Below are 26,939 nucleotides of genomic sequence, written 5' to 3'. Positions count from 1 at the left end.
TGTGCGAATAGTGTTATATTTGCCATGAAAAGGGTGGTTGGTGACAGCTCTTGGAGCTGTTCTTTTTTGTTCAATACAAACCTACCCTTTTCTTTTTATTCGTCAAAAACGTTTAGGACACTATTGAATAAGGAACGATTTGGACCAGACAGCTATTATAATCAACTTTAGATCATTCATTCTCCCTACCGGAGGATTTGTCGTTTTTCAATGCAAAAATGGATTATTATCTGTATAGCTATCAATACATTTATCACACTTTCTCAGATTATTTGTCAAAGATTATGAATGAAAAAGCCCCGAGTCCAATACCCGGGGCAATCATTTGGAGGAGTGTGTCCTCTTATAGTTAGTTTCTATATGAAGTTCTCAGAGTAATGAGAAGTTTATTTAGTTTCGTACTCACATCTTCCCTTAGCATAAGCATCCTTACCATGGCAGTCAACCGCTACTATAACAGGAAGATTTTCTACACGAAGTTTGCGTACAGCTTCTGTTCCCAATTCCGGAAATGCAATTACCTCGGCCTCTTTGACAGCCTGTCCCATTAGAGCAGCTGCACCACCAATAGCGGCAAAAAACACTCCGGTATATTTCTTAAGAGATTCTACCACCTCATCAGATCTCAATCCCTTGCCAATCATTACTCGAAGACCTTCTGCAATGAGTCGTGGAGAATAAGGATCCATACGACCGGCAGTAGTAGGACCAACAGAACCAATAGCCTGTCCCGGCTTAGCAGGACATGGACCAGCATAATAAACTGCTTGTCCTTCAAAATCAAAGGGCATCTTTTCGCCCTTCTCAAGCATCTCAACTAATCTAAGATGAGCAGCATCTCTTGCTGTATAGATTGTACCTGTTATATAAACCATATCCCCTGCATGAAGAGACTTGATCACTTCATCAGTGAATGGTGGAGTAATTATTCTTTTTTCGTCCATTATCAACCCTTTCTAATTAAAGTGAACCTTCAGCATGTCTGGTCACATGACAACCAATATTAACAGCAACGGGAAGACCTGCAATATGCGTAGGTCCAGTGATAATATTGACCGCCATAGCTGTTGTAGTACCACCAAAACCTGCCGGACCAATACCAAGTTTATTGATCTCATCAAGAAGTTCTTGCTCGAGTTTGGCAACATCTTCTCTCTGACTGGGAGTTCCCACAGGTCTTAGAAGAGCCTTCTTCGCCATAAGTGCAGCACGTTCCATTGTACCTCCAATGCCGACACCAACGATTATTGGGGGACAAGGATTGGCTCCAGCATGACTTACTGTATCCAACACCACCTTCTTGATGCCCGGAATACCTTGAGCCGGAGTAAGCATCTGCAAACCACTCTTGTTTTCACTACCAAAACCTTTTGGTGAAACTGTTATGTGAAATTCATCACCCGGCACAAACTCATAATGAATGACAGCCGGTGTATTGTCTCCGGTATTATCACGTTGAAGAGCATCCTTGACAACAGATTTGCGAAGGTAACCCTTTTCATAACCGCGACGAACACCCTCATTGATAGCGTCTTCGATAAAACCGTCAGTAACATGAACTTCCTGTCCGATTTTAACGAAAACCACTGTCATACCGGTGTCCTGACAGATTGGAGCCATAGTAGAACGAGCAATCTCAGCATTCTTAAGCAAGGTACCTATAATCTCTCTGCCAAGCGGTGATTTTTCTGTTTTCTGAGAACGAACAAAACATTGCTCAATATCTTTTGATATCAAACAATTGGCTTCGATACAAAGACGTTCGATCAGATTAGTTATTTCAGAAGCTTTTATCTCACGCATAAAGTAAATATATTAGAAGAGCTGTTTCTGATTATTACGGCAAAAAACGGACAATTTTGACAACACCATTCATCCAGCCGAAATATCATACAAAACAATCCCAAGATAATCGAATTAATCTTTGAATGTCACCACATAATTGTAGTAGACACTCTTAAATCCAAATATGTCTATAGAAAGAGAAAGTATTTATAAAGTCATTTTGGACTGACTTTTACATTCGGCAAGGAAGCATAGCTGAGACCACAGTCTGAGAATAAAATGAAGCCTTAAAAAAGCATAAAGACCTCTTTTAGTTTCTCTTAAACCATCCGATTTCTAACCCAATGTTCTAAAGACATTGTTGGACTAAATAACAGCCCGAATGAGCAATGATCAATTAAGACTTATGTTCTATAAATCCCAAAATACAACTTCTACTAAAAGAGAGGTTTGGGACAAAGGATTATTCATTGAAAAGGGCGGTGGGGAATCATCCTCATCCGCCCTCTACACTCAGTTATTATTATCAACGACTTAATTAAAGGTCGAATTCATATTTCATCAATGGAGCATGTTGTTGTGCACCATAGACGTCAGTCTCACCAAGAGCTCCTGAAGGGATCGGTCTAACGATAGTCACCTTCATAGCCTTAGCAGGATCAAAATAAACAACGTTGAGAATATCTTCTACAGGAATGCTATACAACTTTGCAAACATCTCTGCATTGATAACTTTAGCGTCACGAACCTTATAATAGGTTTCGAAATCCTTAAAAATAACGTCGAAAGTCAATTCATAAGGTCCTGAGTTCTTGCTACGGATTACCGATGCAAGATCCATCAATTTATAATGTGCCATATTCTTTTCCTCCTAAATTATTTAAGATTACCATTTTCAAACTGCTTATATTCGATTGGGAACATAGCTGATGGATCATCAACCTTCAATAGGTGATATACATTAAATTCGAATACTTCACCTACATGGCAGTCTGACGGAGAGAATGGGAATGCCAAATTACCTGCAGTAGAAATACGGCCTTCATATCCGTAGTGCAACATTGTAGAACGTGCAAAGCCACAGATAGTATCGGCTTGAGCTTGAGTTGGAGCTACAGCCTCAATGATAATGAGAAGTTCATCTCCCTTAACAGTCTTTTCTTGACCCGGGAACATTGCCATCACACCATTCTTACCGTAGATCTTGAAATCCAAATGGAAATTCTCAATACCATAAGACTTGAAGTTGTCACGTACACGAGCCTTCACTGCTTCTACAATCTCATCAATCTTAGAAATCATGATTGGGTCCTTTGTAGCAGCCGGAGAAATTGTACGATAACCTACACGGCGTACACCTTCCATCTTAACATAGTACTCCGGTGTTGGCTCAAACTTACTTCCGCTAACCTTCACCATATTGTCTCCCACCTGCTCAAACTTCGTTTCATGCAAGTTGATTGCACCACCTGGGCCGGGGAGGATATATGGGTTAGACTTTTCATAAAGAGTATGAGCTGCGATAGACAATGTTGTACACTTACGAGCTTTAGAAAGCGGTTCAAGTGTAAAGCTATCATGACGGAGATAACCAAACATACAGTCTGATCCGCTACCCGGAAGAGCACAAATAGCAGCGCATTCCAAAATCTTACCAATATGAATAGCAAGACCTTTTGGGAAACCTTGCTTGATTGGAAGAGAGGCGAATACAGATGGGTCATAAGAACGACCTGCCAAGATAACTTGTGCACCTTCATCGAGAGCCTTGATATATGGTTCTTCACCTATCTGGCATACAATGCGTACACTCTCATCGATATCTTTTTCTGTAATTTCTTTTGCCGGCTTAAGAGGAGTAACACGACCTTCACGAAGGTTTTTCTTAACGAATTCCTTGTCAAGTTCGCTCTCAATAACTGCCATTTTGAATGACAATTTCTTTTCGCGAGCTATCTCTTCGATAATTTCAAGGGCAAAAGCTACGTGGGGGTGACCACCTGAGCCACCGGCTGTACCGATGATAACAGGGATACCGGCCTTAAGTCCTGCCGGAATCATGATTTCGAGGTCACGTTTAACACTATTGCGGTCTGTAAATGACTTTCCTGCACCGAGGTAATATGGGCCCGGGTCTGTACTTCCTGCGTCTACAGCAATTACATCCGGCTTGCGCTTCATACCTTCTTCGAAGGATTCAATAGGGAAGCCGTATCCCAAGATCGCTGTAGGGGATAGGATTTTAATTTCTTCCATAATATAATTGAATGAAAAGCTTATTAAACTTTTTGTTGTTCATCGAGTAAGGATAGTAGCAAATCACACTACATATCCCCTACTCGAGAAGTTATAAATAAAAATACTGAATGTCAGTAATTAGAGTACATCCTTCAATGCAAGGATACGGCTCATTTCGTTGAATACGATCATGTAACCTTCATCTACACCCATACCCGGCTTAGCCAAATATTGTACAGGTTGTGTAGCCATTGCAATGTTGGCACATATTTCTGCAGAACGATTTGTTTCGTTGCAAGTACCACCAAGGTATGCACCCATATTGTGTTGTTTACAGTAAAGAACTGCTTCGATAGCATTGTTGATACCACCTAAGTCCGGAGTCTTGATCTGAGCCATATGACCAGCCTTAGCCTTAGAGAAGTCGATGATATCTTCAAGAGTATTGCACCATTCGTCAGCTACAATCTGAGCCTTAATACCCTTTTCTTCCATCAAACGACGAATTTCAGCAAGAGCATCGATTTGAGCTTGTTTTTCTCCCATATCAACCGGGCCTTCCACTCTAAGTTGGAAAGGAGCAGCTACTTTTTCCAGCTCACCAATATAGTTGGCAATAGCCTCGAAGTTGTTGTCGAATACAAGACCAAGTGTACCATATACGTCGATATGAATAGTTGGGTTGTATTCTTCGTAAGGTTTGTTGTTAAGGATACGGTCTCTCAACCACTCAAGATAAGCTACAATCTTCTCACCCTTAAGACCAACCTTGTCAGCAACATGATTAAACAAAGCGTGAGGCAATACCTCTGCACCCTTCATAATCATCTTGTCTGCATTTTGATAACGGTCGTCACCTGATTGAGAGAAGATAGGAATCATCTTATCAGAAATCGTTGTGTTGTATTCTTTTGCAATCACCTGAGCCATCAATTTCTTCTGGCTCTTAGCAACAGCGTCAAGACATGCTTGAGTTACACCGTAACGAATAGCTGTGTGATACTTCTTTCCTGTAGACTCGCTTACATGCTTGTCAACAAGATCTGCCATTTCACGGAAATTAGTAATCTCGCGACCTTCATACAGAGGAGCAATTTCTTTTTCGATCACAGGGATGAAGTTCTCTGCAAGGAATAGAGGGTCTCTACCACCCGCACCTGAATACTGTACAGCAGCACAGTCTCCAAATGCAAGCTGGCCATCTTCTAAGACGAAGATAACTGAGATTGATTCACCAGCCTGACGCACTGAAGTAAAACCTTCAGTTACAGGTTCACCTGAATAGAATGCACCATCACTCTTAGCACCTTGCTTAATTGCTTTCTGGTCGTCAAAGAAGAAACCTGTCTTCCCTGGCGCGCAAATTACTTTTTTGATTTTCATAATAATGAAACTAAATATTTAGTTGATTGATGTTTGTTATGATTCTTTTAACCTTCCATTGAAAGGAAGATGGAGACACATTCCGATTTGATCCTAAACTGAAAATATAAATTATCTAATCAGAAAAGCCCCATTTATTACGATTAAGACCACCGCACTCAGTGTGCAATGGTCTTAAAATATTCTCTTAGTTGTTTGGTCTGCCTACAAGGAATCCCTTACCAATAGCATAGACATCGTCTATTACCATATTGAAACTAACCGGTCTTCCTTCATTCTTAGCTCGTTCTTCGAGTTTAGCACGGTGGAAGTCTTTCAAACTTTGAGTAAATGGCAAGCCACCAATCTCGAGTATACGCACAGCACCATTATTGTCTCGTGCCGGCATCACCTTACCTGCATTATATCTATTAGGCGCAAATGGAATATCAATTACACCTGCTTCAAATGCAGCGATTGTACCTTGTGCGATATCACCATTACCAAGTTCGATTACCTTTTCAAGGATACATCTTGTTTCTTCAACAATGATGTCTGACTCAGCAACAACAGCAGGGATATTGGTAAAGTCTTGGTCTCTAAGCATAGAAATAACTTGCTTAGTAGCACGAAGACCCGCAGCATTTGCCTCCATTGTTGGCACACCCATTGCTTCGTGAGGAGTCTTAACAATAACCTTGGTAGCCTTAGCAAGAGCTGCAGTAGCACTACCCCAAGAAATAACACCAAATGCTTTGGCTTCGTCCTGAGGGAAACCACCCATCCACTGGTGGAATACGGTAGTAACATTAACGCCCTTGTAACCAAACTTGGTCAAGTATTCATCTACAAGCTGACGAAGTGAACGAAGAGCAGCAACGTCTTGAATCAAGTTTCCGCACTGTCCATAACCAACAGTAACATCCCTCACACCCTGCTCAACAGCCAACAGCGTTTCAATAACAGCCACAGCATTCGAAATACATGGAGGGATCAAAGTACCTGTCAATGGGCCAAACGGCTCTCTATTGATAGACACCCCGGCCTCCTCATACATACCAACAAGACGGTCTGCATACTGCCAATAGGCAATTACTCTATCTACGGGATGATTTTTAGAATAGGGAATATTATATGAAATACCACCACCTTCATAAGAAGTAAATCCACCGGCGATTGAAATTTCAGTCAAAAGTCGGGCATCAGGAGTACCATGACGCACCTGTACCGGGTTTTTCAGAGCAGAAGTTACTGCACGACAAATATCAACACCATAATTTACAATCGGGAAACCATTCAACATCGAACGGCCTGATTCCTTACTCTTTTCTATACCTGTCTCAGCTTCATTATAACGATTAAGACGAGTATAGCTGTCTACGGTAGAAGGCAACAAGTCTGCCCCACCCTCATTTTCGAGGAATTGTAGAAGTTTGATATGTTCTGAATAGAGAGCTACACCCGCACGAGGCTGAATAAGTGTAATTCCTGCTTTTTTAGCTTCTGTTAATTTGTGATCAAATCTCTTTTCCGGAGCGATAGATTTCTGATAGTCTACTGCTTCTTGAAAATCTACATCTTTACCGGTCGGCCAAGATGCTAACACCTCTTTGCGCTCTGCAAAGAACTGGTCATCTGTAAGCTTTTTGTTTTTTACTTCCATGTGATTTACGAAGTATTTTAAGTCTATTTATTGATAGGTACAATCTCTTTCTTCATAATCTCCAATGCAAGCTCTTTATCCTGGGTAGAAAGTAAACCCATTGATGCAAATATATAACGCTTGTCAAGGAGATAACTCGGATGCTTAGGTTTGGTATGACGCATACGGGTCGGATCAAACTCGGCACCACTCAAAATATAAGCAGGTCTCGGACTATTGATAAGTACACCGCCAATACCAACGACATAAGGAACATCACTCAAATCTTTTCCGGTAAGTGTATACACCTGACCCATAGGAGTAAACACACTGTCTATTTCGCCTGCATGACGCTCTACAGCAAGAGAAATACCTGCTTTGGCAAGAGCTTCCTCTATATGATGTTCAATCGAACCTTCTTGAGCCAATGTATCCGGATGAGCAGCACAGAGGCTTACCCATTCTTTAATTTGATTTTCATCTATCTGAAGCTCTTCAGCCACAGCATAAAGGTCAATGGACTCTTCAAGAGCAGATAAGGAATATCTCATTCCAAGATCTCCCTCTACAGTTCGTTTGCTATAAGGCTCTTTCAAGCCCTTAATCATTACAGGTTCAACAGTCGGATTGCCATAAGACATCGAATAAATATCAGTGGTTGCGCCACCAATATCAATCGCAACAAGCTCCCCAACACCCGGAGTCTTTCTGGTTCCTTTGCTATAAAGCTCACAACCATTTAATACTGCCAACGGTGTAGGTATAATCTTAAAGTCCGTCATGGCCTGAGCTTCACTAAGCCCTTTGGCGTCAATAATACGTGAGATAAAAAGGTCTTTGATGCACTGCTTAGCAGGATCTATATTAAGCTCATTAAAGTTTGGCATCACATTCTCGGCAATCACATAATTTTTATTTGACGCCTTAAATATTTCCTCCAAATCATACGAAGCCGACTTGTTCCCGGCGGCAATGATAGAGAAATTTCTATCTATTGCAACCAATCGCTTAGCATTTGCAATTATAACCTCTTTGTTTCCACCATCCGTTCCTCCACACAGCAATACCAAGTCCGGATTAATGTTGTAAATCTCATCTTGTTCGGCCTTAGATATTTCATATGCGTAAGTCTTTACCACTTTTGCCCCGGCACTTGAAGCAGCCATACGAGCTGCTTTTGAAGTCAATTCAGGCACCAGGCCCAATGCCACCATTTTAAGACCTCCGGCTGCCGAAGAACAACACAGCATCTTATCATAATGGAACGGGCCACCTATCTTTTCTTCAAGTTTCGCCATGGCATTGTTAAAGCCATCCAAAACATGAGTTTCTATGGTGGTAAAGGCGGATGCGGTAGCGACTACTTCACGCTTATCGCCATCAATCGCCGTTAGTTTGGTGTAAGTACTACCGAAATCTACTGTTAGATATTTCATTGCTAATTCTAGCTCGACTTTATCATCAAGCCAATCCTAAAATTTTATCTAAGTCAGCAATAGTTGTCTCAATAGGAGTTCCAGGAGGGTAAACACAGTCAAAACCCATGGCTTTAAAACGAGCTTCAACATCTTTGAAGTCCTGCTTACCAACTACCAAATTACCTCCGGCAAGAAGAGGTATACCCTTCAATCCGGCTTCATTACACTTTTCACGTAAACCATTACAGTCAATCTCCCCATGTCCATAGAGAGAAGAAACAATGATAGCGTCTGCATTAGTTTCAAGAGCAGCTTCAATATACTCCTCTTGTGAAACCATAACGCCCAAATTAATTACTTTGTAGCCTGCCTGGTCCAATGCAAATGCAATGATCTTATTACCTACTGCATGAGCATCTGCGCCAATGACACCAATGACTACTGTCTTTCCGTTCATAAAAAAACTTTTTCTAAAAAAACACACCCAAATGACAAATCCAATCGAGCAGTCTGCCATGAGCAAGAATTGGCAACCACTCTCTCTTCATTGTTTGGTAACAAAGGTATGCAATATTTCCTTGCAAGTTGTTCTTTTATACGACTTAAGGCTATAAAACTCATCCTATCATCGAATCAATTTGTAAGTAAAAAATATCATTGAATATACAAATGAAAGGTATCAATCAATCTTCATCCCATAAATCAAGCAATAAAATAGGAGACATTAAAAATATCTATCATCAATTTTCCATGAAAATCTTTCTTATTTACAGCGAATAATGCTCCATTCACCCCGGAAAAGATACCAAATGTCTTTTTTTGATATAAAAGAAACCCCTAAATGCTTGACAAAAGACATATTAGGTCAAACGGAACACTACACGATTAAGGGCTAAATATTAATGCTCGATATGGACAAAAAGTCTCTCTACTATCAGACGCAATCACCACAATAGCCGACACCGAATAAACTTTGCACAGCCTCTATATTCAAACATCAAAATTCCGTATTTACTACTCTCTTTTCTTACAAGTCCATCCGGCCGACATCATAAACACGAAACAAGAAAATCATCCTTATACAAAAGGACTATTGTAAGGTGATAGTAACATAAAACTATTATTCATCTTCTTTCTTAAGACATGAAATAGAGCAACCATACAATGCCTCAAACCTCGCTTTAACTTCGGGAAAATCATTTGCTCTGACACGAAGGTGAAGACTACAAGATTGTAAGCATTCTTGCGAGACAACTGTAAGATTATACTCTTTGACATAACGCATCACTTCACCCATCAAGTCGTAACCATAGGCAACCTCAAAATCAACCATCTTGGTCACCGGTTTTCTTACTGCCTCTTCAATAGCAAGCTCCGTGGCACTTTTGTATGCCACAATGAGTCCACTGGTACCAAGTTTAATACCGCCAAAGTATCTGACAACGATAGCTACAATATCCGACAAATCGGCAGACAAAAGTCTTCCCAAAATAGGTTTTCCGGCGGTACCGGATGGTTCGCCATCATCATTCGAACGCTCCACACCCTCTTCACCAATCCTATAAGCCCAACATACATGTCTGGCATCGTAATACTTCTTGCGATAGTTGTCCACTACTGCCAATGCCTCCTCGGGACTTTTGACCGGCACCACAAAAGCAAGAAATTTACTACGCTTTTCTGAATATTGAGCTTCAGCCACCTTCTCTATTGTATAATATGTATCTCCTTGCATCTTCGACAAAGGTACAACTTTGATCGCTAAGCATTATTTCTTCAATACCACACACTCATTCGGAATCGTAAAGTGCAATTAAGACAAATTTACGAGCAAATTTGATGACACCACAAATGGAAAAGATACAAGGCTTTGAAGTTGAAGAGAACAGTCTCATATATATGATCGAATCCGATTGTTTTTATATAAGTATATATATCAGATTATGTATCCATAAACAATCACCTACAGAAAACAATCAAATAGATTGCTTGCTTTGAATATCGCATTATGAGTACTTTAGTAAGAAATTAGCCGATCATCACATATTACAAGATGATGAAGCATTACAAAGATCAACATATATGCAAAATCCAGAACTTGAATTAGCGCAACAAATCATCGAAAAAACAGATATGCATCTCTTCCTTACCGGTAAAGCCGGGACAGGTAAAACGACATTTTTGAGAAGACTTGTTCAGCATTCTAAAAAACGAATAATAGTACTTGCTCCTACCGGCATAGCAGCCATAAACGCAGGGGGGTGCAGTATTCATTCGTTCTTCCAGCTCGGATTTGCGCCTTTTATCCCCGACAGTCAAGTAAAAATCAACTTTAGATTATCCAAAAAGAAAAAAAGACTTATAAAGAACCTTGACCTTATCATTATAGATGAGATATCTATGGTCAGAGCAGATCTCTTGGATGAGATAGATGCAGTGCTCCGAGTCTTTAGAGGTTGCAACCAACCATTTGGAGGTGTACAGATATTGATGATTGGAGACTTACAACAGTTGCCTCCGGTGGTCACAGCTAACGACTACGAAGTACTCAAAAACCACTACTCATCCTTTTACTTTTTTGGCAGTAAAGTCCTTAACGAGACTCCCTACTTTGTCGTAGAGCTCAAAACCATCTATAGACAAAAGGATCAGGAGTTTATAGAAATACTCAATGCCATCAGGGAGAATAAGGTTACGGAGGATCTTCTAAAAAGGCTTAACAGCAGGTATATACCATTTTTCAACCCTAAAGCGGAAGAGGGCTATATCAGATTAGTAACACACAACAGGCAAGCCCAAGAGATCAATGAAAATCAGATGCAAAAACTTCCCGGAGGCAGCATCACCTTCAATGCCAATATTACAGGCGATTTTCCCGAATCGTCTTATCCGACTGAGATTGATCTCACACTTAAAAAGGGAGCCCAAGTCATGCTAATCAAAAACGATCCTAAGGGAAGATATTACAATGGCTCTATTGGAGAGATCATCTATCTGACACACAAAGAAATACATGTCAGATTGCAAAACGAAGAGACAATCATCAATGTAGAACAGGAGACATGGCAAAATGTCAAATTTGAGCTCAACGAAAAGACTCAAAGTATAGAGGAAAAGCCAATAGGTACATTTACTCAATATCCACTTAAAACAGCTTGGGCTATCACAATTCACAAAAGCCAGGGATTGACATTCGAAAAGGCAATTATAGATGCAACAGATGCTTTTAGCCACGGGCAAACTTACGTCGCATTGTCAAGATGCAAAACAATAGAGGGACTGGTATTGATGAGCCCCATTCCTCTTCATGCCATCATCAGTGACCAAGATGTTACAAACTATGTCAATGATATGGGAAGCCACACCCCTACAACAAAAGATATAGAGGAACTCAAGAAAAATTACTTTGTAAAGTTAATTACCCAACTATTCAACTTTGATGAGCTGACCATTCGAATAAACAGACTTTCCAAGGTAATGAATGATAGTCTTTACAATCTATTCCCCAATATTGTAACCCAAATGGCACAGCTAACAACCCAATTTGCACAAAGGGTCGCCGCAGTGGCACAACTATTCGAACAACAATATAGCTCCATAATAGAGCAATCTCAAGACTACGAAAAAGACCTATTCTTACAAGAAAGAGTAACCAAAGGTGCGACCTACTTTAAGGAAGAGCTCCAAGCAATCATCACTTTTACAAACAACTTAAACATCCCCATAGATAACAAAGAGATAGCCAAGAGGGTACATACAGCCATTGACAACATCAAAGAGCAGCTCAATGAAAAAGACGAACTTCTGAGCTATGTTGCAAAAAATGGCTTTTCGACATTAGGCTACCAACGGACATTATCTATCCTTATGGGCAAAGAGCCGGAGGAAACACAAACGAAAAAGACCAAAAGAGTTAGAAGCGAAAACAAAGTCGAATCCTCTGAAGACATACAAGATCCTTCTCTCTTCGAAACACTACGCAAATGGAGAAAAGAAAAAGCCGACGAAATAGGTAAACCGGCTTTTTGGATACTAACCCAAAAGACCCTCACAAGTATCGTAAACTTTGCCCCAACAACACTGGAAAAACTTGCCCTTATTTCAGGTGTAGGTCCAAAGACCATAGAAAGGTACGGAGAGGAAATTATACATATCATCCATAATCATCTGAAAGAAAGATAAATCAAAAAGTTTTTTACAATCAAATAAACCTTAGATTCAAATATTACAACCACCTTACAATAAGTGAGTTACAAAAGACTCATATGTAAATATGCCCTATCTTAAGCACTATTATCCTTACAGAATCATTTGGTTTATAAAATAAACTGATTTACATTTGCATCAAAGAAAGCAACTCAAACTCAAGAGCGCTCTATATTGAAGTTGGAGAAGTAAGTAAAGATTATTAACAGTTTAATCCTTCCATCATTATGAAGAGATTTATTCTTTTAGCCATCATGGGCCTCGTACTTGCTACTATGGCCACTGCATAAATTAAACTAACTGTCATTGTAGATCAAATAAGCAAATTTGAAGGAAAGATCATGTGTGCATTTTACGCCAATCAGGCCCATTTTTTACAGATGCCTCCTTGTGCCGAGTCTGTCTCTGCAACCACAGGTAGCACAACGATCGAAATGAACTTACCTAAAGGGGACTATGCTATTGCCCTATTTCAAGACGAGAACAACAATGTAGAGATTGTTTCGAGTCCCCCTACATTCGAAGCTTGCAAATTTAACTTGGACAGAGATAAAACAATCCACATCCATCTATCACAAAAGAATCAATAAAACAGAAGTAATTATGTCTAAAGAATGTATCAATACAGAAGAGAGTCTTCAATTGATCCAACAGATCAAAGATCAGACACGGACTCAACTTATCAAAAAGAATGTTCCATACTTCTTGCTGTGGGGATATCTAACGATCTTTTTCAGCATCATCCACTTGTTTACATTTCAGACAACATTTGGAAAATGGATGTGGGCAGCCTTCCCATTAATCGGGTACATCCAGGCTTATTTTACCAAGAAGATCCTCAATAAGAAGTATCCCGGTAAGACTTTGAGTCAGCGCACAGCTAACACTATTTGGGCAGTAATCGGGATTACTCTTATCGGCATCCTTTTTATTCCTAACAACATTGTCCATATAAGCAACCTCTTTGCCGTTGTGATCTTATTTGTCGGAATGGCCACCTGTATTACCGGGTTTCTCTATAACTTGAATGCATTTAAGATTAGTTCGATTATAGGGATAGTGACAGCTTTGGTAATGAGTTATCTCAACTTGAATAGTCTTGTCATAAATGAAAGTATCTTTGCAGTCGTATTCTTCGTAATGCAATGCCTGCCGGCTCATTATGAAATTATAACAAACAGAAGAAAATGAATCTACCTGATTTGAATCCACTGTTGATGTCAGAACTTCGACTGTCTATCATGTCTATGCTCTACCAAGAAGAAGAGGTTGATTTCTTATTTATCAAAGAAATTACCAAAGCCTCCTCCGGCAACATAAGTGTCCAAATAGACAAATTAGCACAGGCAAACTATATCGAAGTAGAAAAGGGATTCAAAGGGAAACGAACACGCACTGTTTGCAGAATTACCCCTATAGGAAGAAAAGCTTTTGAAGATCATTACGAATCCCTTAAACAATACTTCAAATAAGACTTAACAATGATAAAAGACAAAATTAAGGTTATAGCTTTCGATGCCGATGATACATTGTGGGACAATCAACATCTATTTGAAGAGGCAGAAAGAAATTTCTGTGAGATACTCAGTCCTTATGGTACAAAAGAAAAGATTTCGGAGGAGCTTTTTAGAACCGAATCAAACAACATGGCAATCTTGGGATATGGTGTACAGGCCTTCACCATATCTATGATGGAAACAGCTCTTAAAGTCAGCAATCAAGAACTCGAAGGAAAAGATCTTTGGAAAATAATGCAAATCGGAAAAGGACTTCTTTATAACCCGGCAACCCCATTACCCGGTGTCGAAAAGACTCTACAAACAATTACAAACCAATCCAACTACAAACTTGCCTTGATGACGAAAGGGAATACATTGGATCAGAACAATAAGCTAATGCGTTCCGGATTAAGAAGATATTTTGATCAAATCATAATCGTCGATGACAAAACAACAGACGAGTACCAATCATTGTGCTATAAGTTTGGAATAAAAGAGAATGAGTTACTCATGATAGGCAACTCACTTAAATCAGATATTATACCTGCCATCAAAGTCGGAGCCTTCGCAATACATATCCCTTATGAATTGACTTGGCTACACGAACATATCGAAAACTTCAAACATGAGAGATTAACCACTTTGCGCAAAATTGAAGATATTATTCCATTGCTGGTATAAGCTTAAGAAAAAGAGGTTGTAAAGAAGAAAAAAACAAAAATCAGACAACTAAATAACAACTAAGACTTATCCCCCATTCTTGCAAATATTCCTTCAACAAAGACAATCATACGGACAGCAGATAATGAGGTAGTCTTGCCAGTCAATTTCTCGTAGAATTAGATAGAAATAGCATCAAATATGAATGCATCATTTCACTTAAAATCACATTTAATTAGATAAATAATGTAAATATACACAATCCTGTTTTCATGTAAAACAGGCGCATTTCTGGTCTTATAAAAGGCTATTTATCATACAAAAAACAGAAAGAAGGGAATTAATCAGCATCTTATAGTGTTAAACTATATTAAAGCTGTTTTTTATTTATCTTTCGCTGCCTTAAAAATAGCTTTCAGGCTGCCTTTTTTGGAAGGTCGCGCGACTTGCAATCCGTTCTCGCGCTACTTTGAAAGTAAACTCGCGCGAGGTTGCACTTGAAGTAGCGCGACTTCACATGTCAAGGTCGCGCGACAACGGATCGAAAGTCGCGCGAGAATAGATTGCTTCTCGCGCGACCTTACTTGTTAAAATAGCACATAAAGAAAGCCTATTTCGTACTAATAAAACGAAAAAAGTCGGCAGAAGGTCAGGAACCCCTAACCCCGGGATGTTGAAAATTCAGTATAAATCAGTGTTGTTTGAGTAGTTTTTTGAACACCATTAAAGATAATAGTATTTAACATATTCATTCCTCTTAAGTCGAGCTTCACAGCCCATCGAGAAGAGGCATTATTGAGATCGTATTGAATGATTAAAGAGGCAACGATTTGCTCTCCTCTGATAAGACATATCTTACCCCCAAGGAGGAATAGTCCGCCAAGCGACACAATCATCAAAAGTATGGTAAATAATATGCTTATCATCATGGTATTCATTCTCTTTGAATGACAAGATACTCAAAAGTAATCACTTTAGCAATGATACGATATCTGCTTAAAGTCAAAACAGAAAGTGAAACTCTCTTTGAGTTGAAGAGGTTTAACCCAAAACAGCTAAAGGTCTCTCTCACATTGTTATAGCAAGAGAGACCTTTAGTTGGTAGCTGACTCGTTTTATAAAGCCCGATCAAATTAAGAAAAGACGACTCTTCATCGTCTTGAGATCTATCCAAAAGAGTTTATTTATGAGTAATTGCTCTTTAGGCACACCAATCAAAAACTTGACTGCCTCGGCTGCTTCTATAGCTCCTAAGACTCCCGGAAGAGCACCAAGGACCGCAGGCGGTTGGATATCGGCATCATGCTCAGAAGGCGCAACCAAATCTTGGTAATAGACAGGTTTCTCTCCATAGTTAAGGATAGTACACTGTCCCTGCCAGTCTCCTATGGAGGCATAGATCCATGGCACACCCTTTTGACGCGCCGTTTCGTCTAAGACCCTTCTTGTCAATATGTTGTCAGTACAGTCTACCATCAAGTCCACCCCATCGAGAAGAATGGCTGCATTAGCTTTGGTTAGTCTCTTCGCTACAACATCTATACAAACATCACGATTGAGAAGATTAAGCTTTTTAGCCGCACACTCAGCTTTGGATAAGCCAATAGAAGTTTCATCAAAAAGAGTTTGCCTCTGAAGATTATGAAGACTCACCGTATCATCATCAACGATACGGACAAAACCCACTCCGGCAGCTACCAGATACTGAAGTACAGCACTTCCAAGACCTCCGGCACCAATGACAAGAACACGAGATTGGAAGAGCTTTTGCTGCCCCTCCTCTCCCATCTCTTGAAGCATCATCTGTCTGCTATATCGACTCAACGAACTGCTTTTGTCTTCTTTACATCCAGGCATCCCAATCTTTCCAAACAGGTTCATAACCAAGATTTCTCATAGCTGCTGCAAATTCTTCGGGACTTCTGCCGTCATTGATAATAAACTGCTCAAGATCCGATTTGTCTACAGCATATCCGCCCGGTTCTGTCTTGGATCCTGCACTCATAGATGTAATTCCTATCAAAGCGGCATGATCTCTAAATACGGAACCTTCACGAGTAGACAACGAAATCTCAACCATCGGGTCAAAAAGTCTAAATGCTGTAATAAGTTGAAACATTCCAACATCATCGATTGGGTCTTTGGGTTCCCAACCTCCGGCTGCCGGACGCAATCGTGGAAGCGATATAGAATACTTTGTTCTCCAATATTGTTGCTCCATATACCTTAAGTGAAGAGCCGTAAAGAATGAGTCTGTACGCCAATTTTCGAGGCCCAACAATGCACCAATACCGATCTTTTGAATATCGGCTTGAGCAATTCGATCGGGCGTTTCGAGTCTCCACCGATAGTCATGCTTCTTGCCTGAAGGATGATAGCCCGGATAGGCCTTCTCATTGTATGTTTCTTGGTAAACACAAACATACCCCACACCGGCATCATGCAAACGCTTGTACTCATCTACCGGCAAAGGTTGTACCTCCAATGAGATCTGTGAAAAATATGGCCTCACCAACTTGACCATCTTTTCGTAGTAGTCACATCCGGTCACAGTCTCTGCCTCACCACTGACAAGCAACAAATGCTGATATCCGAGTTTTAGGATTGCCTCAACCTCCTGCATCACTTCAGATTCAGTCAGTCGACGTCTTTTGATCCTATTGTGCTTATTAAAACCACAATATACACAAGCATTGGTACATATGTTGGAGAGATAAAGAGGAATATACATCTGCATGGTCTTGCCAAAACGCTCCACGGTAAGACGATGTGCCTCCTGTGCCATCTGCTCGAGATAAGGGATAGCCGCAGGTGATATGAGAGCTGCAAAATCATCTATTGTACGCTTAGGATTGCGAAGAGCAGACTCAACATCTTGAGAAGTTGCCGAATTTATTTTTTGCTCTACATCCTCCCAATCATACTCATGAATACAGTCATAAAAAGAATTATACTTAGCCATTTTCTTCCCCTCCACAATTAGTTCTTGCTAAGATTTAAGAAACTGGTAAATGGAGAAGAGGCATTAGCAACATCTTGTATAGGTGCAAGCTTAGCCTCGTAAGCCATCCTACCAGCTTCTACAGCCAAAGCAAAAGCTTGAGCCATGGCAATCGGATCTTGAGCAGCAGCAATAGCAGTATTGACAAGAACGGCATCTGCTCCAAGCTCCATGGCTTCTGCGGCATGAGAAGGAGCTCCGATACCGGCATCCACAACCACAGGCACATGGCTCTGCTCTACGATGATGCGGATAAGATCCCTTGTGATAAGTCCCTTATTACTACCAATGGGGGCAGCCAAAGGCATCACAGTGGCAGCTCCTGCATCTTCCAGTCGATGACAAAGGACAGGGTCAGCCTGAATATAAGGAAGAACAATAAACCCTCTCTTAGCCAGCTCTTCTGTTGCCATAAGAGTCTCAATAGGATCAGGAAGAAGGTATCTCGGATCTGGATGAATTTCGAGCTTTAGCCAGTTTGTTTCGAGTACCTCACGAGCCATCTCGGCAGCAAGAATAGCCTCTTTGGCACTACGTACACCACTGGTGTTTGGCAGCAAAGTTATTTGGGGCTTTCTCAAAGGAGTGATCATATCATCGTCCATTCCACTTGATGCCTCCACTCGCTTCATAGCGACAGTTACCATTTCGGTCTTGGCAGCCTCAGCTGCTTCGGCCATCAACTTGGCTGAAGAGAACTTACCCGTTCCCATAAATAGACGTGAGCCAAACGTCTTTCCTGCAATTTCTAAAGATTTCATGATTATCTTATTTGGCATAACAATGCCATCTATATTTGACCAATATTGGTCCGTTAATAATTTACTTCTTACTTATCTATCACACTTCATCTTACGGATAAAGTCTCCACTAAGAGCAATGCCGGTAACACCGAGACTCAAAATCTCGGGTTCATCTTCTTCGGTAATTCCTCCGATAGCAAAGATGGGAACTTCAAGATGCTCCTTATGAAGCACATCCAGCATCTTGCGATACCCTTCTAAGCCAAGCACCTCTGCCAACTTCTTTTTGGTCTTCGTAAAACGATAAGGACCGACACCCAAATAGTCTGCCCCCTCCTTGACGGCTTCGACAGCCTCTTGTGGCGTATTGCAAGTTCTACCAATGATAGCATCATCTCCCAATATCCTTCTGGCCTCAGCTATATCAGTGTCCTGTTGTCCCAAATGGACTCCATCGGCACGCACCTGACGAGCAATATGCACTCTGTCATTGATTGTAAAAATGGCACCATGCAAATGACATATTTCTCTGGCACTGTATGCAACTTCTATCATCTCTTCATCGGTAGCATCTTTCATTCTCAGCTGTACAGCTTGTGCCCCCATCCGACAAGCCAGCTCAACCTGCATCAGAACCGATGGGTTTCCTTTAGCCGGATGGGTGATAAACATATGTTTCACATCCCTAAGCATAAAAAGAGAACGAGAGCTATTCCACACTTTAGGAGTACTAAGAAGAGTATCAGAGGAGCGCATCAAACTACTTACATATATCTGAGCCTTTGATGCCGATTCTTCCAATGTATATCCAAGAGCAAGAGAAGCCGAAAGAGCTGAGCTATGGGCACAACCGGTACCATGCTTCGAAGATCCACTTCTCAGAAGATTGAAGGTGGTATTTCCTTCCGAACAGACAAGTTGATCCGACACTATATTACCTTCACAATGTCCTCCCTTACAGAGGATAGACAAATCATAAGATTTGGAAATTCTATTCAAGGCCTCAAGGCTTAGGTCTTCCCCAAAAAGCAATCTCGCTTCCGGCAAATTGGGAGTAATGACATCCACATTACAAAGCACCTCCTGCATCTCTTTGGGATCTCTATGAAAAGTCTTTCCTGTACTGCTTTTAAGAATGGGATCCCATACTATTTTGATGTATGGGAATACACTCTTCAAATAGGTAAACAAAGCCTGCAAGGTCAAGACATTCTCAATAAGACCAATCTTGGCAACTTGAGGGTAAGAAGAATGCTTGACAGCATCTATCTGCTTTATTATCTCTTCAGGTGTAAGCCAATCAGTGCCTAAATATGTCTCTTCATTCTGATAGGTTATGGCAGTTGCAATAGGATATGCCCTTACGCCAAAATCCCCTGCCACAGCCACATCTTTGGTAATACCGGCACCACCAGTTGGATCAAGACCTCCAATAGTCAAAATATGAGGAGTGAGAAGGGTCTTTAGCTTCATAACCTCCATCCCTTCTGTAGACCAAATAGCTCCAAGCACAGCCGCACCGGCAAATCCTGCTTGAGGCAGCTTATGAATGTTTTGTTCTGAGACACCCCCCAAAGCATAGACCCTCCTTTTTATATTTTGCAAAATAGGAGTAAGACTTTCCAAAGAATATTGCGACTTGTATCCCTCTTTGGATATGCTGTCAAAGATTGGACTAAGGTAAAGATAGTCTGCATCGAAAGGGAAATGATCAATCTCTTCTATACTATGGCAAGAGGCCGAAACCGTAGCTCCGGGATAGAGCGATGGTCTCTCTGACATTTGATGCCATTCGGAAGATGAAAGGTGGATTCCACCAAGATGAAACAATTCGGCAAGGTCATGAAAGCCACTTAGCACCACCCTGTTTCTAAACCTTGGGGTGATACCACTAAGTAGAGAGACAATATCTCCTCTGTCGGCATTCGGTTTGCGCACATGGACCTTGGGACAACCTGCCAAGAAAAGCAGGTTGATCCTTTCGGCCTCATTTTTAATAACCTCAGGAGAGGTAATAACGATGGTTTCAAACATTACTGCTGCTCCCCATCTTGAGTTTGTTCTCTCCTAAGTTTCTTTCGGAAAGTCATATTCGCACGCATGGAGCAGAAGTGCTCTCCACACATAGAACAGAAATGTGCTTTTTTGTGACCCTCTTCAGGCAAAGTCTCATCATGGAAGCCCAGAGCCTTCTCGGGATCAAGAGCCAAATGAAATTGATCAATCCATCTAAATTCAAATCTTGCCTTACTCATCATGTAGTCTCTAAAATATGCTGCCGGATGACCTTTGGCCAGGTCTGCAGCATGAGCAGCCAACTTATAGGTGATAACACCTTCTCTCACATCATTGCGATCGGGCAATCCCAAATGCTCTTTCTGAGTCACATAGCATAGCATTGCTGTACCCATCCAGCCTATCATCGCAGCACCAATAGCACTTGTGATATGATCATAACCGGGAGCCACATCCGTAACAAGCGGGCCTAATGTGTAAAATGGAGCTCCATTGCACCACTTAAGCTGCTCATCCATATTCTCACGAATCTTATGCATTGGCACATGACCCGGACCCTCTATAAAACATTGTACATGATACTTTTTACAAACTTCAGTCAGTTCACCCAAGGTTCGAAGTTCTGCAAACTGAGCTTCATCATTGGCGTCATGGATACATCCCGGTCTCAGCCCATCTCCCAAAGAAAGTCCGACATCATACTTTGCACAGATCTCGCAAATCTCTTCAAAGTGCTCATAAATAAAGCTTTCACGCTTATACATTACACACCAATTGGCTATGATAGATCCACCTCTTGAAACAATACCGGTCAAGCGATTAAGGGTAAGTGGTACATGATGCCACCTAAGACCGGCATGGATGGTAAAATAGTCTACCCCTTGCTCTGCCTGTTCGATAAGCGTATCTCTAAAAAGCTCCCAACTCAACTGCGAGGTCTTACCATTGACTTTTTCCAGTGTTTGGTACAATGGCACAGTACCAATGGGCACCGGAGAATTTCTGATGATCCACTCTCTTGTCTCATGAATATGCTTACCGGTACTAAGATCCATCACAGTATCTGCCCCCCAACGCATAGCCCACACCGCTTTGTCTACCTCCTCTGCAATACCACTGGTAGTGGGAGAATTACCTATATTGGCGTTAATCTTAACTAAGAAGTTACGGCCAATAATCATTGGTTCAGACTCCGGGTGATTGATATTTGCCGGGATTACAGCTCTTCCGGCTGCGATCTCATCACGAACAAACTCGGGTGTGATATGTCTCGGAATATTAGCACCTAAAGGATTGCCCGGCATAGCCTCGTACTTAGTTTTTATCTTGTCTGCAAGCTGATTCTCACGAATAGCCACATACTCCATTTCCGGTGTTATGATACCCTGCTCTGCATAATACCTCTGCGTTATACACTTTCCCTCCTTTGCAATTCGTGGATTTGTGCAAACATGAGAATAGCGAAGCTCATCCAAAGAGGAATCACTAAGACGAGCTCGGCCATAATCAGAACTTAATCCATCCAGTCTCACGGTATCTCCTCGCTCATCAATCCACGCTTCTCGAATACGGGGAAGCCCCTTATCCAAGTCTACAGCATAATTGGGGTCTGTATAAGGACCACTGGTATCATAAACCACAACCGACTCATTTTCTTCTACTTCTCCACCTTCTATACGCGTATTTGACAAGTCTATACGACGCATAGGGACTTGTAAGTCAGCTCTTGAGCCGGATACATAAATCTTCTCACTACCCGGAATAGGTCCGGTAGTCACATTAAATTTCTGTTTCATAAATATTTGGAATTTGTTGTCATCCGCCGAAAGTAGCCGTAATGACTACGACATATTGTCCCTCTCTCAACACAAAATCATCCCAATCCTCTTTGCGAATAAGATGATCATCTACAGCTACAGCTACTCGTTTGTCCAATAGGTCTTTGTTGTGAAGAAAAGCACTCAAAGTGCATCCATCTTCACATACATCGGGCTTTTCATTAAAATAGATTGTCATTATCTTTTGCTTAAATATTAACACAACAAGAGCAACAACGGAAGGAGACTCCCGAAGCAAAAGACTATCGAATGACTAGGATGTGATGAACGAGCACAACTGCAGAACACAGTCTAAAATTGATCTTCTTCCTACGCCGGCATTATCCGGATCAGGTCCTAGGGTATAATCTCAGCCACATCTTCGGGGCACCCCTGAGCTATTCGCTCTCATAGAGCAAAGATAAAATTATTTTTGATGAATTGTGCTGTAAACATAAAATTTACCATAAAACTCATTAAACATTGCTCTCGCGCGTTACATATTTAATACAGGGCTATTCTAATGACTCAAAAGTCATTTTGAAAAGAAAAACCCTTGTTTGTAAAATAAGATTACGAAATCAAATAATAAAGAAACCATCAGTAAAGACAACACAGACTACACAAGCGATAATCTTATTGAATAATCGAAGAACAAGACCTTAATTTGAGATTAATAATGAACTATTTCTCAAAATAAGACAGAAACTTTAGACTTCTAAAGAAGTTAGTTGAAAGTAGTATCAATAAAGGATTTGGCAGCTATATAAAAAGCAATGACTCAAAGAGTAGGAGATAAATAAACAGCTCTTCATTTGCTCCATCATAAAAGATTGAAGATATTTGCCCTTCCCGCTCTTTTGAGAAAAAGGGGAGAGTTCATCAGGGATAACGATAGTCTTTGAAATAAGTAAATAAAACTAAGTATAGTAATAATAATTAACATGAGTTTTAGAAGACAACTTTACTACTTTATTGCATGTTCATTGGCAGCTATGTTAGTGGCATGTAACGATTCAAAACTTCCCGTAAAAGACGGAGAAACAACGAATCAGAGCGAAACAACATTAACGCTCAACTTCCAAATTGACAAGATGACTCAAGGTCTTCGTTTGTCTCAATGGAATGGCAATGATGCTGTGGGAGTTTTTGTACAGAACGACAAAGAACATGATACCTACCTCCGGCAAAATAGCAGATACATAAATTCAAGAAAAGGCAATAAAGCCTCATTTGTAGCAGCAACACCTGAGGAGGCACTAAAGCTAAAGAATGGACAGAATATCAAAGTTACTGCCTATTATCCCTATAAAGAGGAGATACAAAATGGGATAATCAACATTGATTTGAAAGATCAATCGGACAACAAAGATCGAGATCTTCTGACTGCTGAAGCAGATGTAACCGTAGGCGACAACAGCCCTATCCTTTTCAAACACAGACTTGCCAACATCGACTTCACGCTCGATGGTTTTGGTGAAAACATTGCAGAAATATCCGGCATCTTAAGAGGTCTTCCTTCAACTGCCAACTATAATATCATGACCAATGAATTTTCATCCATTGGAGAGGCTGGCGAAATTAAAACCTATTCATACGAACCAAGCAATATCAAACACCTTGCAGCATATGTCTTGCCAACAGATCAGAAAGTATCTGTAACAATGGTAGTCGATGCAGGAGGAAAAAAGTTTCACTGCAGTCTCAATCAAAAGTTCGAAGCCGGCAAGAGATATGTTTACAACCTTCGTCGCAAAGGAGCTAACGTGACTCCTATAGCTGTAAGTTACTTAGAAAGTCCCACATTTGACAAAAAGAAATATCCTGCAGCTGAGTTTAGACAGCTGATGTCACCCCAACAAAAGACCTACAGTACAAAAGCTAACAATAATGGACCTCGAAACTATTCGTTCCTCTATGATAAGAAACTTAGAATATCATATTGGATCGCATACCCGTTACATAGTTTCTACGATGGTAATTATAAAAGAAAGGATAAGTGGCACAAAGAGGAAACTATTCCCGGAGAATTTCAAGACTTAATAAGTAAGGGATATTCTTCTGCAGGCATACACTATGACCGTGGACACCAACTGACATCTTCACATAGATTGAAAGATGCATATTGGAACTATACAACCTTCACATCGGTCAACTGTACAGCACAAATTGGGAAAGAATTCAATCAAAGTGACTGGAGAGTACTTGAAGAGAGAGTCAAAAACTACCAGAAAAACTTAGAGAGTAAAAGCCCCTCCGGATTAGATACATTATATGTCGTAACCGGTGCATCAATGAATGAATATGAAGGAATGAAAAAGTTTTCACACCCTGTTGTAAAAGACAATACAGGCAGACAAGTGACCATTCCGACATTTTACTACAAAGCCATGGCCATCAGGACAAAAGGAGGAGGATACAAAACTATGGCAGTGTGTATGCCACACATTCCTAATCCCGGGCACTACAATAACTACAAAATCACGGTTCACGAATTGGAAAAAAGAACAGGGTTTAAGTTCTTCCCCGGTATTCCGGAGAGTGCCAAAGACGATACAACCCTTCCTAATTGGTAAACCCGATCAAATAAAAACACTGTTATAAATATAATGAAAACGATGATGAATAATATATATAAGATAGGATTAGCCATTAGCCTTGTTCTGTCAATGACTTCATGCAACAAAGACAGTGAAGTGAGCAACGAAGGATATGGCAGTGCCCCCATTCAGTTTGGATCGAATATAACTCCAATGCTACGGGCAACCGATACAGATTGGGAAACAAACGATGAAATTGGCGTTTTTGCCATGCAACAAGGTACAAACCTCAGCACTGCAACCCATCGAAACAAAAGGTATATTACTTCGAGTAACAATGGTATCTTTTTTCCAAAAGAGGCTTCAGAAGCAATCAAGTTTGATAAGCAACACGATCTTGATGTCATAGCTTATTATCCGTACAATGCAACTGTAGACAATATCTACCCAATCGATGTAAAAGATCAGAAGCAACTTCAAAAGATAGACCTTCTCTACTCCAACGAGCTAAAAGGGATCAATAGCAATACACCCAAAAAGGATGTTAAGCTACATTTCAGACACCAACTTGCAAAAGTTCATTTTGATATAAAAGGTCTGACCAAGGGGCTTAAGTTCTTCTTAAAAGACTTTGAAACAGAAGCTGACTTTGATCTTGCGACCGGCCAAATCAGCAATCGTAGAAACAAGACTGACATTGAAGGTCACACCTATGGTACAGCCTGCGAAGCTATCATTATCCCTGAAGGAGAAAGTAAAGATTTTGTATTCGAAGCAAATGGCTTCACATATAAGTTTAAGGCTACTCAAACTTTTGAATCCGGCAAACTTTATAGGTACACACTCAACCTTAAGGGTGATGGTTCGATGGAGATCCTTAATCCCGATGCCACCATTGATGACTGGAATGATATCAATGGTGGGGACATTGACCTAAACGAAGGAGAAGGCGACCCTATGCCGGACAAAAATGTGGCAGATATCACAATCAACGACAATGACCTTGCAATTGTCATTGACAATACAAAAGCGGCACAAAAAACCATCCATCTGGAGACAACCGGACATTGGACAATCAATTCAAGTGCAGAGTGGGTAAAGACAGACGTTAAACAAGGTACAGGTAATGCAAATCTCACGATTAACATTGACGAAAACACCGGTGACAAACGAACAGCCACACTCACTATCACTTCGGTAAATGAGCTAAGAGCAACCAACAAGCAACACACCATCACCATTACCCAAGAAGGTGTAGCAAAAACACCGGACAAGGAACGCATAGAGCTTTTCAACGAAGGGTTTTCAAAGCTTAAAGCCGGCAGTTCTTACAATAAGACGAAGCCTTTCAGTGAAATTTATAAAGAATATGTTGACAATAGTGACATCGAATTTTCTTTGACTCCGGATGTCAAGAAAGCTATTCGAACAAGCAAAAATCTTGATGGACATATATGGTTTACCATAGGGAATGAATATACATTGGAAATCAAGGATATTCCTACCAAGGGCATCAAGAGCGATCTATCGGTGAAATACAGAATAGGTTTTCAATCTCCCAAAAACAGCAACAAAGAGGACATTAAAGTCTTCATAAAGGATGGGAATGAGACCAAAGAACTTCACCCCAAGGGTCCCGAATTTGTCAAAGGAAATGAGATGTACCCATTTGAAGCTTCGGCAGGTGACATTAAGTCAGATAAAATTTCTCTTATCTTCAAGGTGTCTGTAATGTACAAGAGCAATGCAGGTTACCGTCTAAACAACATCATAATAGATGGGATCAAATAAACACCAATAGAGAAATCCTTAATAGTCACAAAAGGACAATATTGCAAATAAAGCCTTTGTGCAACAACAAAAGGGACTGCATCATATTAAAAAATATTGCTGTCCGATAAAAGTTTCATAGGACATATTAATGATGCTCAATCGCTGAATTTATGCGGTTGAGCATTTCATTTTTACAAGATAAGCCCCCCTAATCAAAAAGCGAGGGTATTAAAGGGGTA

23 protein-coding genes and 1 riboswitch are annotated in these 26,939 nt (G+C 40.6%); of the genes, 7 read left to right on the top strand and 16 right to left on the bottom strand.

Features of this window, described 5'->3' with window-relative positions; genetic code table 11:
* Window positions 1-386 precede the first annotated feature (386 nt).
* The 9 genes from ACFO3G_RS08315 to ACFO3G_RS08275 all read right to left on the bottom strand — a co-directional run bounded on the left by ACFO3G_RS08315 (window position 387) and on the right by ACFO3G_RS08275 (window position 10,180).
* Window positions 387-944, bottom strand: coding sequence for a Fe-S-containing hydro-lyase (locus ACFO3G_RS08315; protein ID WP_380079817.1), 558 nt, complete (start codon window positions 942-944; stop codon window positions 387-389).
* A 16-nt stretch (window positions 945-960) separates the two neighbouring features.
* Window positions 961-1,803, bottom strand: coding sequence for a fumarate hydratase (locus ACFO3G_RS08310; RefSeq protein WP_380079815.1), 843 nt, complete (start codon window positions 1,801-1,803; stop codon window positions 961-963).
* A gap of 520 nt (window positions 1,804-2,323) precedes the next feature.
* Window positions 2,324-2,644, bottom strand: coding sequence for a DUF4387 domain-containing protein (locus ACFO3G_RS08305; RefSeq protein WP_380079813.1), 321 nt, complete (start codon window positions 2,642-2,644; stop codon window positions 2,324-2,326).
* 17 nt (window positions 2,645-2,661) lie between these two features.
* Window positions 2,662-4,041 carry an acyclic terpene utilization AtuA family protein gene (locus ACFO3G_RS08300; protein WP_380079811.1) on the bottom strand — a complete coding sequence of 460 codons (1,380 nt, stop codon included), beginning with the start codon at window positions 4,039-4,041 and terminating at the stop codon, window positions 2,662-2,664.
* A 120-nt stretch (window positions 4,042-4,161) separates the two neighbouring features.
* Window positions 4,162-5,406 carry a methylaspartate ammonia-lyase gene (locus ACFO3G_RS08295; protein ID WP_380079809.1) on the bottom strand — a complete coding sequence of 415 codons (1,245 nt, stop codon included), beginning with the start codon at window positions 5,404-5,406 and terminating at the stop codon, window positions 4,162-4,164.
* A gap of 187 nt (window positions 5,407-5,593) precedes the next feature.
* Window positions 5,594-7,048, bottom strand: coding sequence for a methylaspartate mutase subunit E (locus ACFO3G_RS08290; RefSeq protein ID WP_380079807.1), 1,455 nt, complete (start codon window positions 7,046-7,048; stop codon window positions 5,594-5,596).
* A 23-nt stretch (window positions 7,049-7,071) separates the two neighbouring features.
* Window positions 7,072-8,463: a methylaspartate mutase accessory protein GlmL gene (glmL, locus tag ACFO3G_RS08285; RefSeq protein WP_380079805.1), complete on the bottom strand. Its 1,392-nt coding sequence runs from the start codon at window positions 8,461-8,463 to the stop codon at window positions 7,072-7,074.
* A 25-nt stretch (window positions 8,464-8,488) separates the two neighbouring features.
* A complete protein-coding gene (gene glmS, locus ACFO3G_RS08280; protein WP_380079803.1) occupies window positions 8,489-8,902 on the bottom strand; it encodes a methylaspartate mutase subunit S in 414 nt (137 codons plus the stop codon).
* A 663-nt stretch (window positions 8,903-9,565) separates the two neighbouring features.
* Window positions 9,566-10,180: an IMPACT family protein gene (locus tag ACFO3G_RS08275; protein WP_380079801.1), complete on the bottom strand. Its 615-nt coding sequence runs from the start codon at window positions 10,178-10,180 to the stop codon at window positions 9,566-9,568.
* A 347-nt stretch (window positions 10,181-10,527) separates the two neighbouring features.
* Here ACFO3G_RS08275 and ACFO3G_RS08270 point away from each other — a divergent pair, with 347 nt between their 5' ends.
* From ACFO3G_RS08270 to ACFO3G_RS08250, 5 genes are all read left to right on the top strand, one after another.
* Window positions 10,528-12,627 (top strand): HRDC domain-containing protein, encoded by a 2,100-nt coding sequence (locus ACFO3G_RS08270; RefSeq protein ID WP_380079799.1) that lies wholly within the window; start codon window positions 10,528-10,530, stop codon window positions 12,625-12,627.
* A gap of 314 nt (window positions 12,628-12,941) precedes the next feature.
* Window positions 12,942-13,241: a DUF2141 domain-containing protein gene (locus ACFO3G_RS08265; RefSeq protein ID WP_380079821.1), complete on the top strand. Its 300-nt coding sequence runs from the start codon at window positions 12,942-12,944 to the stop codon at window positions 13,239-13,241.
* A 13-nt stretch (window positions 13,242-13,254) separates the two neighbouring features.
* Entirely contained in the window at window positions 13,255-13,842 is a 588-nt protein-coding gene (locus tag ACFO3G_RS08260; RefSeq protein WP_380079797.1) for a hypothetical protein, read from the top strand.
* Window positions 13,839-14,123, top strand: coding sequence for a winged helix-turn-helix domain-containing protein (locus ACFO3G_RS08255; protein WP_380079795.1), 285 nt, complete (start codon window positions 13,839-13,841; stop codon window positions 14,121-14,123). The genes ACFO3G_RS08260 and ACFO3G_RS08255 overlap by 4 nt, the downstream gene beginning before the upstream one ends.
* A gap of 12 nt (window positions 14,124-14,135) precedes the next feature.
* On the top strand, window positions 14,136-14,831 hold the full coding sequence (locus ACFO3G_RS08250; RefSeq protein WP_380079819.1) for an HAD family hydrolase: 696 nt from the start codon (window positions 14,136-14,138) through the stop codon (window positions 14,829-14,831).
* Between the two features lie 638 nt (window positions 14,832-15,469).
* Here the strand turns inward: ACFO3G_RS08250 and ACFO3G_RS08245 are convergent.
* The 7 genes from ACFO3G_RS08245 to thiS all read right to left on the bottom strand — a co-directional run bounded on the left by ACFO3G_RS08245 (window position 15,470) and on the right by thiS (window position 22,586).
* A complete protein-coding gene (locus ACFO3G_RS08245; RefSeq protein ID WP_380079793.1) occupies window positions 15,470-15,739 on the bottom strand; it encodes a hypothetical protein in 270 nt (89 codons plus the stop codon).
* 199 nt (window positions 15,740-15,938) lie between these two features.
* Window positions 15,939-16,691 carry a HesA/MoeB/ThiF family protein gene (locus ACFO3G_RS08240; protein ID WP_380079791.1) on the bottom strand — a complete coding sequence of 251 codons (753 nt, stop codon included), beginning with the start codon at window positions 16,689-16,691 and terminating at the stop codon, window positions 15,939-15,941.
* Window positions 16,654-17,772, bottom strand: a complete 1,119-nt coding sequence (gene thiH, locus ACFO3G_RS08235; RefSeq protein WP_380079789.1) for a 2-iminoacetate synthase ThiH — start codon at window positions 17,770-17,772, stop codon at window positions 16,654-16,656. The genes ACFO3G_RS08240 and thiH overlap by 38 nt, the downstream gene beginning before the upstream one ends.
* A 17-nt stretch (window positions 17,773-17,789) precedes the next feature.
* A complete protein-coding gene (locus tag ACFO3G_RS08230; RefSeq protein ID WP_380079787.1) occupies window positions 17,790-18,572 on the bottom strand; it encodes a thiazole synthase in 783 nt (260 codons plus the stop codon).
* Between the two features lie 72 nt (window positions 18,573-18,644).
* The gene (gene thiE, locus ACFO3G_RS08225) at window positions 18,645-20,588 is read right to left on the bottom strand and encodes a thiamine phosphate synthase (RefSeq protein ID WP_380079785.1); all 1,944 of its coding nucleotides are present in this window, start codon (window positions 20,586-20,588) and stop codon (window positions 18,645-18,647) included.
* On the bottom strand, window positions 20,588-22,366 hold the full coding sequence (thiC, locus tag ACFO3G_RS08220) for a phosphomethylpyrimidine synthase ThiC (protein WP_380079783.1): 1,779 nt from the start codon (window positions 22,364-22,366) through the stop codon (window positions 20,588-20,590). Before thiC ends, thiE begins: the two co-directional genes overlap by 1 nt.
* A 19-nt stretch (window positions 22,367-22,385) precedes the next feature.
* Window positions 22,386-22,586, bottom strand: coding sequence for a sulfur carrier protein ThiS (thiS, locus tag ACFO3G_RS08215; RefSeq protein WP_380079781.1), 201 nt, complete (start codon window positions 22,584-22,586; stop codon window positions 22,386-22,388).
* Window positions 22,587-22,696: 110 nt separating this feature from the next.
* A riboswitch (TPP riboswitch) is annotated at window positions 22,697-22,792 on the bottom strand.
* Window positions 22,793-23,331: 539 nt separating this feature from the next.
* Between thiS and ACFO3G_RS08210 the strand changes: the two genes are divergently transcribed.
* Both ACFO3G_RS08210 and ACFO3G_RS08205 read left to right on the top strand, forming a co-directional pair.
* Window positions 23,332-24,963 carry a DNA/RNA non-specific endonuclease gene (locus ACFO3G_RS08210; RefSeq protein ID WP_380079779.1) on the top strand — a complete coding sequence of 544 codons (1,632 nt, stop codon included), beginning with the start codon at window positions 23,332-23,334 and terminating at the stop codon, window positions 24,961-24,963.
* Window positions 24,964-25,005: 42 nt separating this feature from the next.
* Entirely contained in the window at window positions 25,006-26,718 is a 1,713-nt protein-coding gene (locus ACFO3G_RS08205; RefSeq protein ID WP_380079777.1) for a fimbrillin family protein, read from the top strand.
* Window positions 26,719-26,939 lie beyond the last annotated feature (221 nt).

Source organism: Falsiporphyromonas endometrii (assembly GCF_042654485.1).
Taxonomy (GTDB): domain Bacteria; phylum Bacteroidota; class Bacteroidia; order Bacteroidales; family Porphyromonadaceae; genus Porphyromonas; species Porphyromonas endometrii.
Note: the sequence above shows the minus strand (reverse complement) of the source record. Positions and strands in the feature narration are given on the sequence as shown.